The sequence below is a fragment of the Bacillus cereus group sp. BfR-BA-01382 genome, assembly GCF_022663475.1.
Taxonomy (GTDB): Bacteria; Bacillota; Bacilli; order Bacillales; family Bacillaceae_G; genus Bacillus_A; species Bacillus_A thuringiensis_S.
This window is the reverse complement of the sequence record NZ_JAKUFQ010000142.1, coordinates 1-10,896: the sequence shown is the minus strand read 5'-3', so window position 1 is coordinate 10,896 and position 10,896 is coordinate 1. Positions and strand designations below refer to the sequence as shown.

Below are 10,896 nucleotides of genomic sequence, written 5' to 3'. Positions count from 1 at the left end.
AGCCTCCAGCTTTGCTAGCCTTAATCTCTGGCCCTTTGATAAAGTACATTTGAGCAATACCAAAGATATTACCAACAACCCAGTAAAGTGATAATGCAGCTGGGAAGTTAATTGCAAAGATTAAAATCATAATCGGCATAAGCCAAAGCATCATTGCCATTTGCGGATTTTGACCAGCTGTTCCTGCCATTGCAAGCTTTTGCTGAATAAATGTCGTAATTGCTGCAACAACCGGTAAGATATAGAACGGATCTGCCTGTCCTAAATCAAACCATAAAAATGTATGTTCACTAATTGCTGTTGTTCTCATAATCGCATGATAAAACGCGAATAAAATAGGCATCTGAACAAATATCGGTAAACATCCTGCCAATGGATTTACACCATTCTTTTGATATAACTGCATCATTTCTTGTTGTAGTTTTTGCTGTGTTGCTTGATCTTTAGAACTATATTTCTCTTTTAACTTCACCATTTCTGGTTGTAACGCTTGCATTGCTTTTGTACTCTTTGTTTGTTTAATCATTAATGGTAATAATGCAAAACGAATGATAAGAGTTGTAATAACAATTGCTAAACCGTAATTACTGTTAAATAAGTCGGCAAAATACGTGATTAACTGAGAAAGCGGATATACGAAATATTCATTCCAAATCCCAGTACTTTTCGATGTAATCGGCTGACCCGTTTCACTACAACCGGTGGCAATCGCCATTAATGCAACGACCATGGCTAGTAAACCTAATTTCTTTTTCAAAGCCTACTCCTCCTTGTATCGGTATGTATATAGTGTAATTCATTTCCTTACGCTACTTTTTTATTCTTTTCATACCAGAGCGTTTAAAGACATGAATTAAGCTTTTCTTTACTTCTTCATATGTCATCTCTGCACAAGGCTTCCTTGCTATTATAACAAAATCTTTTCCAGAATCTATCTCATCTTTTAACTCTGTAATAGCTTGACGGACCATGCGCTTAATTCGATTACGAACTACTGCATTTCCTATTTTCTTGCTAACAGAAAGGCCGATGCGAAAGTTTGGCTGTTCTTCTTTATCCAATTGGTATACAACAAACTGACGATTCGCATTTGATTTTCCTTTTTGAAAAACCGCCTGGAATTCATCATTCTTCTTTATACGATGTTTTTTCTTCATATCAATTGACACTCCTGTATTTCATCAGCGGAAATTCACTATTATTAGAAAAAAAGACCACTGAACGATCAGTGGTCTACGCAGATAATACTTTTCTTCCTTTACGACGACGAGCTGCTAGCACTTTACGTCCGTTCGCTGTGCTCATACGGCTGCGGAAACCATGTACTTTGCTGCGCTTACGTTTATTTGGTTGGTAAGTTCTTTTCATTATATGACACCTCCCTGAGGAATATCTGTTAAAGACAGTCCTATAAATTATAGTTAATCAACTAGGAAAATGTCAATGGTTCTAGAAATTTTCATCAAATATTCATTTTGAACCTATTCACATACTTTTTCACATCATCTATATTTCCTTGTGGATAAATGTTTTTTCACGTTTTTTATATCCACAAACTTTTTTCCCACTTTTACACAGTATATCGTGTTGTGGACAAGTTTATTCCACAAGGTATTGATTTTGTGGATAACTTTCTTAAATTCATTGCTATAGCCACTTTTTTTTGATATTATAGTTGTGTTTTCACTTTGAATAAGTTTTCCACATCTTTATCTTATCCACAATTTGTGTATAACATGTGGACAGTTTTAATCACATGTGGGTAAACAGTTGTCCACATTTGGTTTTTTTGTCGAAAACCCTATCTCATATACAAACGACGTTTTTAGGTTTTAAAATACGTTTCGTATAAATATACATTTTATATTTATTAGGTTGTACATTTGTTGCGCAGCCTTATTCTTTTACCATCTTAGTAAAGGAGGGACACCTTTGGAAAATATCTCTGATTTATGGAATAGTGCCTTAAAAGAATTAGAAAAAAAGGTAAGCAAGCCTAGTTATGAGACATGGTTAAAATCAACAACGGCTCATAACTTGAAGAAAGACGTATTAACGATTACAGCTCCAAATGAATTTGCTCGTGACTGGCTAGAATCTCATTACTCAGAACTAATTTCAGAAACACTATACGATTTAACAGGGGCAAAATTAGCAATTCGCTTTATTATTCCCCAAAGTCAAGCGGAAGAGGACATTGATCTTCCTCCAGTTAAGCGGAATCCAGCACAAGATGATTCAGCTCATTTACCACAGAGCATGTTAAATCCAAAATATACATTTGATACATTTGTTATCGGCTCTGGTAACCGTTTTGCCCATGCAGCTTCATTAGCTGTAGCCGAGGCGCCAGCTAAAGCGTATAATCCACTCTTTATTTACGGGGGAGTTGGGCTTGGAAAGACGCATTTAATGCACGCGATTGGCCATTATGTAATTGAACATAATCCAAATGCAAAAGTTGTATATTTATCATCAGAAAAATTCACGAATGAATTTATTAACTCTATTCGTGATAATAAAGCTGTTGATTTTCGTAATAAATATCGCAATGTAGATGTTTTATTGATAGATGATATTCAATTTCTTGCTGGAAAAGAACAAACTCAAGAAGAGTTTTTCCATACATTTAATGCATTACACGAAGAAAGTAAACAAATTGTAATTTCTAGTGATCGACCACCAAAAGAAATTCCAACTTTAGAAGATCGTCTTCGTTCTCGCTTTGAATGGGGACTTATTACAGATATTACGCCGCCAGATTTAGAGACACGAATTGCAATTTTACGCAAAAAAGCAAAAGCTGAAGGGCTTGATATACCAAATGAAGTTATGCTTTATATCGCAAATCAAATTGATTCAAATATTCGCGAATTAGAAGGTGCACTTATCCGAGTTGTAGCTTATTCATCTTTAATTAATAAAGATATTAATGCTGATTTAGCAGCTGAAGCACTTAAAGATATTATTCCAAATTCTAAGCCGAAAATTATCTCTATTTATGATATTCAAAAAGCTGTCGGAGACGTTTATCAAGTAAAATTAGAAGATTTTAAAGCGAAAAAACGTACAAAATCAGTTGCGTTTCCTCGCCAAATTGCAATGTATTTATCACGCGAACTTACGGATTCCTCTTTACCAAAAATAGGTGAAGAATTTGGTGGACGTGATCATACAACAGTTATCCATGCCCATGAAAAAATTTCTAAACTACTAAAAACCGATACGCAATTACAAAAGCAAGTTGAAGAAATTAATGGTATTTTAAAGTAGTAGCTGAATAGTGTGAATAACTTACCTTGTTTTACGCACAGTCTATCCACATGTAGATAGACTGTTTTTACATCCTTCAAAGGGGTTATCCACATATCCACAAGCCCTATTACTATTACTACTATTTTTTATCTTTATTAATTAAATAAAATCTTATACTTACCGGAGGTTTTTCTTTATGCGTTTTACAATACAAAAAGACTATCTTGTAAGAGGTGTACAAGATGTAATGAAGGCAGTTTCTTCTCGTACAACAATCCCCATCCTTACGGGAATTAAAGTTGTAGCTACTGAAGAAGGGGTTACATTAACAGGAAGCGATGCTGATATTTCTATTGAATCGTTTATTCCAGTCGAAGAAGATGGAAAAGAAATCGTAGAAATAGCTCAATCAGGAAGCATTGTTTTACAAGCAAAATATTTTAGTGAGATTGTAAAAAAACTACCTAAGGATACTGTCGAAATTTCTGTGGAAAATCATTTTATGACAAAAATAAAATCTGGAAAATCAGAGTTTAACTTAAATGGTTTAGATTCTGCAGAATATCCGTTATTACCACAGATTGAAGAACATCATGTATTTAAGATACCAACAGATTTACTTAAGCATATGATTAGACAAACTGTATTTGCAGTTTCTACTTCTGAAACAAGACCAATCTTGACAGGTGTAAACTGGAAGGTATATAACAGCGAGTTAACTTGTATTGCAACAGATAGTCATAGACTGGCACTTCGAAAAGCGAAAATCGAAGGACATAATATTGCAGATGAATTTCAAGCTAATGTTGTTATTCCAGGTAAGAGCTTAAACGAATTAAGTAAAATTCTGGATGAGTCTGAAGAGATGGTAGATATTGTAATAACTGAGTATCAAGTATTATTCCGTACAAAGCATTTATTATTCTTCTCAAGATTGTTAGAAGGAAATTATCCAGATACGACACGTTTAATTCCAGCAGAGAGTAAAACGGATATTTTTGTAAATACAAAAGAATTCCTACAAGCAATTGATCGTGCTTCACTATTAGCGAGAGATGGCCGCAATAACGTTGTCAAATTATCAACTTTAGAGCAAGAAATGCTAGAGATTTCCTCGAATTCACCAGAAATTGGAAAAGTTGTCGAAGAAGTACAATGTGAAAAAGTAGATGGAGAAGAGTTAAAAATATCTTTTAGTGCAAAATATATGATGGATGCATTGAAAGCTCTAGATAGTACAGAGATTAAAGTTAGCTTTACTGGGGCGATGAGACCGTTCTTAATTCGTACAGTAAATGATGATTCAATTATTCAATTAATTTTACCGGTTCGTACTTACTAGGTAAGGAATAAGGGTTGCTAGTTTAAAGATGCTAGTGGCCCTTATTTGATTTTTGGGTATTACTTTCCTAATGTTAGTTTATTTAGTACAATGAAAGAATGAACACTTTCAGAAAGTGAGCGATTTTATGAAACATATTAAAATTTCAACAGAGTATATTACACTAGGACAATTTTTAAAGTTAGCTGATGTAATTGATACAGGTGGCGCTGTAAAATGGTTTTTACAAGAATATGAAGTGTACGTGAACAACGAACTTGAAAATAGAAGAGGTCGCAAACTATATGCGAATGATGTTATTGAAATTCCAGGAAGCGGAACTTTCCAAGTTCAGGCATAAAGGGGGAGCCCTTTGTTTATTTCAGAAATACAATTAAAAAACTATCGCAATTATGAAAAATTAGAGCTTTCCTTTGAAGATAAGGTAAATGTAATTATCGGCGAAAATGCACAAGGGAAAACAAACTTGATGGAAGCTATTTATGTTTTAGCGATGGCGAAATCTCATAGAACCTCTAATGATCGCGAACTTATCCGCTGGGATGAAGAGTTTGGTCAAATAAAAGGGAAATTACAAAAAAGAAACAGTTCTTTGTCTTTGGAATTAAATATTTCGAAAAAAGGTAAAAAGGCAAAATTAAATCAACTTGAACAACAAAAGTTAAGTCAATATATTGGCGTGATGAACGTTGTCATGTTTGCCCCAGAAGATTTAAATCTTGTAAAAGGAAGCCCTCAAGTAAGAAGACGCTTTTTAGATATGGAATTAGGACAAATAGCTCCTATATATTTGTATGAATTAAGTCAATATCAAAAGGTGCTCACGCAACGAAATCACTTGTTGAAAAAAATGCAAGGGAATAGTAAGAATGAGGAAACGATGTTGGATGTATTTACACTTCAACTAATTGAGCATGGTGCGAAAATACTGCAAAAACGTTTTGAATTTTTGCATTTGCTACAGGAATGGGCAGCTCCAATTCATCGCGGTATAAGCCGTGGATTAGAAGAGTTAGAAATTGTCTATAAACCAAGTGTAGATGTATCAGAATCAATGGATTTGTCGAAAATAAAAGAAGTATACTATGAAAGTTTTCAATCTGTGAAACAACGTGAAATTTTCCGTGGTACGACTTTAATTGGTCCTCATCGTGATGATTTACAATTCTTCGTTAATAGTAAAAATGTTCAAGTCTTTGGTTCGCAAGGGCAACAACGAACGACCGCACTATCCCTAAAATTAGCTGAAATTGAATTAATTTATTCAGAGGTTAAAGAATATCCAATCCTTTTGCTGGATGATGTTTTATCAGAATTAGACGATTATCGTCAATCACATCTGTTAAATACAATTCAAGGAAAGGTGCAAACATTTGTTACAACGACGAGTGTCGACGGAATTGAACACGAAACATTAAAAGATGCGAAAACAATTCATGTAACGAACGGCACGGTAGATTGTGAAATAGATAGGGCATAAACCCCTGTTTAAATGGAAAAGTAGGTGATCTTTGTGTCAATGGAACAAAAACAAATGCAAGAAAATGCATATGATGAAAGTCAGATACAGGTACTTGAAGGACTAGAGGCAGTTCGGAAACGTCCGGGTATGTATATTGGATCTACGAGTGGAAAGGGACTTCACCACCTTGTATGGGAGATTGTCGATAATAGTATCGATGAAGCGTTAGCAGGATATTGTGATGAAATTAACGTTAGTATCGAAGAAGATAATAGTATTCTTGTAACGGATAATGGACGTGGTATTCCAGTTGGTATACAAGAAAAAATGGGACGTCCTGCAGTAGAGGTTATTATGACTGTCCTCCACGCTGGTGGTAAATTTGGCGGTGGCGGTTACAAAGTTTCTGGTGGTTTGCACGGTGTTGGTGCATCTGTTGTAAATGCCTTATCAACAGAATTAGAAGTATTTGTACATCGTGATGGTAAAATCCATTACCAAAAATACGAAAGAGGTATTCCGGTTGCAGATTTAAAAGTCATCGGTGATACAGATAAGACTGGAACAATAACTCGCTTTAAACCGGATCCAGAAATTTTTAAAGAGACGACAGAATATGAATTCGATACGCTAGCGACTCGTATGCGTGAGTTGGCGTTTTTAAATCGTAATATTAAATTAACAATTGAAGATAAACGTGAACATAAGCAAAAGAAAGAGTTCCACTATGAAGGTGGAATTAAATCATATGTTGAACATTTAAATCGTTCAAAACAACCAATTCATGAAGAGCCTGTATATGTAGAAGGTTCAAAAGATGGTATTCAAGTTGAAGTTGCGCTTCAATATAACGAAGGATATACAAATCATATTTACTCATTTACAAATAATATTCATACGTATGAAGGTGGTACACATGAGGTAGGATTTAAAACTGCCTTAACACGTGTGATTAACGATTATGGTCGTAAAAATAACATTTTAAAAGATGCGGATAGTAATTTGACTGGTGAAGATGTTCGTGAAGGTTTAACAGCAATTGTGTCAATTAAACATCCAAATCCACAATTTGAAGGGCAAACGAAGACGAAACTTGGAAATAGTGAAGCGAGGACGATTACGGAGTCAGTATTCTCTGAGGCTTTTGAAAAATTCTTACTGGAAAATCCCAATGTTGCACGTAAGATTGTAGATAAAGGAACGATGGCAGCACGTGCGCGTGTAGCAGCTAAAAAAGCTCGTGAGCTAACTCGCCGAAAGAGTGCTTTAGAAGTTTCAAGTTTACCAGGGAAATTGGCAGATTGTTCTTCTAAAGATCCAGCAATTAGTGAAATTTATATCGTAGAGGGTGACTCTGCGGGTGGATCTGCAAAACAAGGACGCGATCGTCATTTTCAAGCAATTTTACCGCTGAAGGGTAAAATTATTAATGTTGAAAAGGCACGCTTAGATAAGATTTTATCAAATGATGAAGTTCGTACAATTATTACGGCGATTGGTACAAATATTGGTGGGGACTTCGATATCGAAAAAGCACGCTATCATAAAGTTATTATTATGACCGATGCCGATGTTGATGGTGCGCATATTCGTACCCTATTATTAACGTTCTTCTATCGTTATATGCGTCAAATAATTGAGTGTGGATATATATATATCGCACAGCCACCGTTGTTTAAGGTGCAACAAGGTAAAAAAATTCAATATGCTTATAATGATAAAGAACTTGAAAAAATATTAGCTGAGTTACCAGCCCAGCCGAAACCAGGAATTCAACGTTATAAAGGTCTTGGAGAGATGAATCCAACTCAGCTATGGGAGACGACAATGGATCCAGAAGTACGTTCGTTACTTCAAGTTTCTCTTCAAGATGCAATAGAAGCAGATGAAACATTTGAAATTTTAATGGGTGATAAAGTGGAACCACGTCGTAACTTTATCCAAGAGAATGCAAAATACGTGAAAAACCTTGATATTTAAATGAGTAATGACAGGAATCTAAGTATTCCTGTCTTCTACATATAAATCAATGTATGTATAACGGAAACGTAAGAGGAGGTGCTCGTTGATGTCAGACAATCAACAACAAGCACGAATTCGAGAAATTAATATTAGTCATGAAATGCGTACCTCATTTTTAGATTACGCAATGAGTGTTATCGTATCTCGTGCATTACCAGATGTTCGTGATGGATTAAAACCTGTGCATCGTAGGGTTTTATATGCGATGAATGATTTAGGAATTACAGCTGATAAAGCGTATAAGAAATCAGCACGTATTGTCGGTGAAGTAATCGGGAAGTATCACCCTCATGGTGATTCAGCCGTTTATGAAACAATGGTACGTATGGCGCAAGATTTCAGTCAACGTTATATGCTTGTAGATGGGCATGGTAACTTCGGTTCTGTAGATGGAGATTCAGCAGCGGCAATGCGTTATACAGAGGCAAGAATGTCTAAGATTTCTATGGAATTAATACGTGATATTTCAAAAAATACAATTGATTATCAAGATAACTACGATGGTTCGGAAAGAGAGCCGATTGTATTACCAGCGCGTTTTCCTAATTTATTAGTAAACGGTACGACAGGTATTGCAGTTGGTATGGCAACAAATATTCCGCCGCATCAACTTGGCGAAGTAATTGATGGTGTGTTGGCATTAAGTCATAACCCGGATATTACTATAGCGGAGTTAATGGAATATATTCCTGGACCAGACTTCCCGACATCAGGTTTAATCTTAGGTCGAAGTGGCATCCGTAGAGCTTATGAAACAGGGCGCGGTTCTATTATGCTTCGTGCCAAAGTTGAAATTGAAGAGAAATCAAATGGTAAACAATCTATTATCGTAACGGAACTACCTTATCAAGTTAATAAGGCACGATTAATTGAAAAAATCGCAGAATTAGTTCGCGATAAGAAAATTGAAGGTATTACAGATTTACGTGATGAATCAGACCGAAATGGTATGCGTATTGTCATGGAAGTACGTCGTGACGCCAATGCAAACGTACTATTAAACAATCTATATAAACATACAGCACTTCAGACAAGTTTCGGTATTAATATGTTGTCTCTTGTAAATGGAGAGCCTCAAGTACTAAATTTAAAACAAAACTTATATCATTATTTGGAGCACCAGAAGGTAGTAATCCGTAGACGTACTGCGTATGAATTAGAAAAAGCAGAGGCACGTGCTCATATTTTAGAAGGATTACGAATTGCTTTAGATCATCTTGATGAAGTTATTACGTTAATTCGTAGTTCAAAAACGGCTGATATTGCAAAGCAAGGCTTAATGGAACGTTTCGGTTTAAGTGAGAAACAAGCGCAAGCGATTTTAGATATGCGTCTGCAACGTTTAACTGGATTAGAACGTGAAAAAATCGAGCAAGAATATCAAGATTTAATGAATTTAATTGCTGAATTAAAAGCGATTTTAGCAGATGAAGAGAAAGTTCTTGAGATTATTCGTGAAGAATTAACAGAAGTAAAAGAGCGTTTCAATGATAAGAGACGAACAGAAATTACAATTGGCGGTATGGAATTTATTGAAGATGAAGATTTAATTCCTGAGCAAAATATTGCAATTACGTTAACTCATAACGGTTATATTAAGAGGTTACCAGCTTCTACGTACAAAACACAGAACCGTGGGGGACGTGGTGTACAAGGAATGGGTACGAATGATGATGACTTTGTTGAACACTTATTAACAACGTCTACTCATGATCATATTTTATTCTTTACAAACAAGGGTAAAGTATACCGTACGAAAGGATATGAAATCCCAGAGTATAGTCGTACTGCAAAAGGGCTACCAATTATTAACCTATTAGGGGTAGATAAGGGTGAGTGGATCAATGCCATTATTCCAATTCGTGAATTTGGTGACGACCAGTTCTTATTCTTTACAACGAAACAAGGTATTTCTAAGAGAACGCCACTTTCATCATTTGCAAATATACGTACGAACGGTTTAATTGCAATTTCGCTTCGTGAAGAAGATGAAGTGATTTCTGTACGTTTAACATCTGGCGATAAAGATATTATCGTAGGGACAAGCAACGGTATGTTAATTCGCTTCAATGAACAAGATGTACGTTCTATGGGCCGTAATGCAGCTGGTGTAAAAGCTATTACATTAGGCGAAGAGGACCAAGTAGTAGGTATGGAAATTGTTGAAGAAGATACGAATGTCTTAATTGTAACGAAAAACGGGTATGGTAAGCGTACTCCAGTTGAAGAGTATCGACTACAAAGCCGTGGTGGTAAAGGTCTTAAAACTTGTAACATTACAGATAAAAACGGTAAGTTAGTAGCGGTTAAGTCTGTAACAGGTGAAGAAGACATCATGCTAATTACAGCCGCAGGCGTTATTATTCGTATGCCGGTTGATCAAATCTCTCAAATGGGACGTAATACACAAGGTGTTCGTCTAATTCGTTTAGAGGATGAGCAAGAGGTAGCGACAGTAGCAAAAGCACAGAAAGATGAAGAAGAAGAATCTAATGAAGAGGTTTCTTCTGAAGAATAAGAGGGTGGATTTTCCCCCCCTCTTATTTTTTTATAATAATACTTGCATAGTGATAGCAAAATCTATATAATAGGCAGAGTCAGCAAATGAGAGATACAAATTATCTTGAAAAACTTGTTGACGAAAATAATATACTATGATATATTATAAAAGTCGCTGAAACGCGATATTGAACTTTGAAAACTAAACGAAACAAACAACGTGAAACGTCAATTTTTATTTTTAGATGCTAGACAAACTAACTTTATTGGAGAGTTTGATCCTGGCTCAGGATGAACGCTGGCGGCGTGCCTAATA

9 protein-coding genes are annotated in these 10,896 nt (G+C 35.5%); 6 read left to right on the top strand and 3 right to left on the bottom strand.

The features are described 5' to 3' along the window. From spoIIIJ to rpmH, 3 genes are all read right to left on the bottom strand, one after another. Positions 1–757, bottom strand: a 757-nt coding sequence (spoIIIJ, locus tag MR160_RS30965) for a YidC family membrane integrase SpoIIIJ (protein WP_242298990.1), incomplete at its 3' end; no start/stop codon positions are given. Positions 758–809: 52 nt separating this feature from the next. After that, positions 810–1,157, bottom strand: a complete 348-nt coding sequence (rnpA, locus tag MR160_RS30960) for a ribonuclease P protein component (protein WP_000726621.1) — start codon at positions 1,155–1,157, stop codon at positions 810–812. Between the two features lie 76 nt (positions 1,158–1,233). Continuing rightward, entirely contained in the window at positions 1,234–1,368 is a 135-nt protein-coding gene (rpmH, locus tag MR160_RS30955; RefSeq protein WP_000831901.1) for a 50S ribosomal protein L34, read from the bottom strand. Between the two features lie 564 nt (positions 1,369–1,932). On the opposite strand from rpmH, the gene dnaA reads away from it, so the two are divergent. From dnaA to gyrA, 6 genes are all read left to right on the top strand, one after another. After that, the gene (gene dnaA / locus MR160_RS30950; RefSeq protein WP_000428018.1) at positions 1,933–3,273 is read left to right on the top strand and encodes a chromosomal replication initiator protein DnaA; all 1,341 of its coding nucleotides are present in this window, start codon (positions 1,933–1,935) and stop codon (positions 3,271–3,273) included. Between the two features lie 178 nt (positions 3,274–3,451). Further along, complete coding sequence (gene dnaN, locus MR160_RS30945; protein WP_001212884.1) at positions 3,452–4,597, top strand: DNA polymerase III subunit beta; 1,146 nt, start codon at positions 3,452–3,454, stop codon at positions 4,595–4,597. A gap of 127 nt (positions 4,598–4,724) precedes the next feature. After that, positions 4,725–4,937 (top strand): S4 domain-containing protein YaaA, encoded by a 213-nt coding sequence (gene yaaA, locus MR160_RS30940; protein WP_000680510.1) that lies wholly within the window; start codon positions 4,725–4,727, stop codon positions 4,935–4,937. A 12-nt stretch (positions 4,938–4,949) separates the two neighbouring features. Further along, a complete protein-coding gene (gene recF, locus MR160_RS30935) occupies positions 4,950–6,077 on the top strand; it encodes a DNA replication/repair protein RecF (protein WP_000470754.1) in 1,128 nt (375 codons plus the stop codon). 39 nt (positions 6,078–6,116) lie between these two features. After that, complete coding sequence (gene gyrB / locus MR160_RS30930) at positions 6,117–8,039, top strand: DNA topoisomerase (ATP-hydrolyzing) subunit B (protein ID WP_000435979.1); 1,923 nt, start codon at positions 6,117–6,119, stop codon at positions 8,037–8,039. Positions 8,040–8,127: 88 nt separating this feature from the next. Further along, positions 8,128–10,599: a DNA gyrase subunit A gene (gyrA, locus tag MR160_RS30925; RefSeq protein WP_001282868.1), complete on the top strand. Its 2,472-nt coding sequence runs from the start codon at positions 8,128–8,130 to the stop codon at positions 10,597–10,599. Positions 10,600–10,896 lie beyond the last annotated feature (297 nt).

Excerpts from the sequence above, each read along its gene's own strand:
- rnpA (WP_000726621.1), bottom strand. The coding sequence starts at position 1,157 with ATGAAGAAAAAACATCGTATAAAGAAGAATGATGAATTCCAGGCGGTT.
- rpmH (WP_000831901.1), bottom strand. The coding sequence starts at position 1,368 with ATGAAAAGAACTTACCAACCAAATAAACGTAAGCGCAGCAAAGTACAT.
- dnaN (WP_001212884.1), top strand. The coding sequence starts at position 3,452 with ATGCGTTTTACAATACAAAAAGACTATCTTGTAAGAGGTGTACAAGAT.
- yaaA (WP_000680510.1), top strand. The coding sequence starts at position 4,725 with ATGAAACATATTAAAATTTCAACAGAGTATATTACACTAGGACAATTT.
- gyrB (WP_000435979.1), top strand. The coding sequence starts at position 6,117 with ATGGAACAAAAACAAATGCAAGAAAATGCATATGATGAAAGTCAGATA.
- gyrA (WP_001282868.1), top strand. The coding sequence starts at position 8,128 with ATGTCAGACAATCAACAACAAGCACGAATTCGAGAAATTAATATTAGT.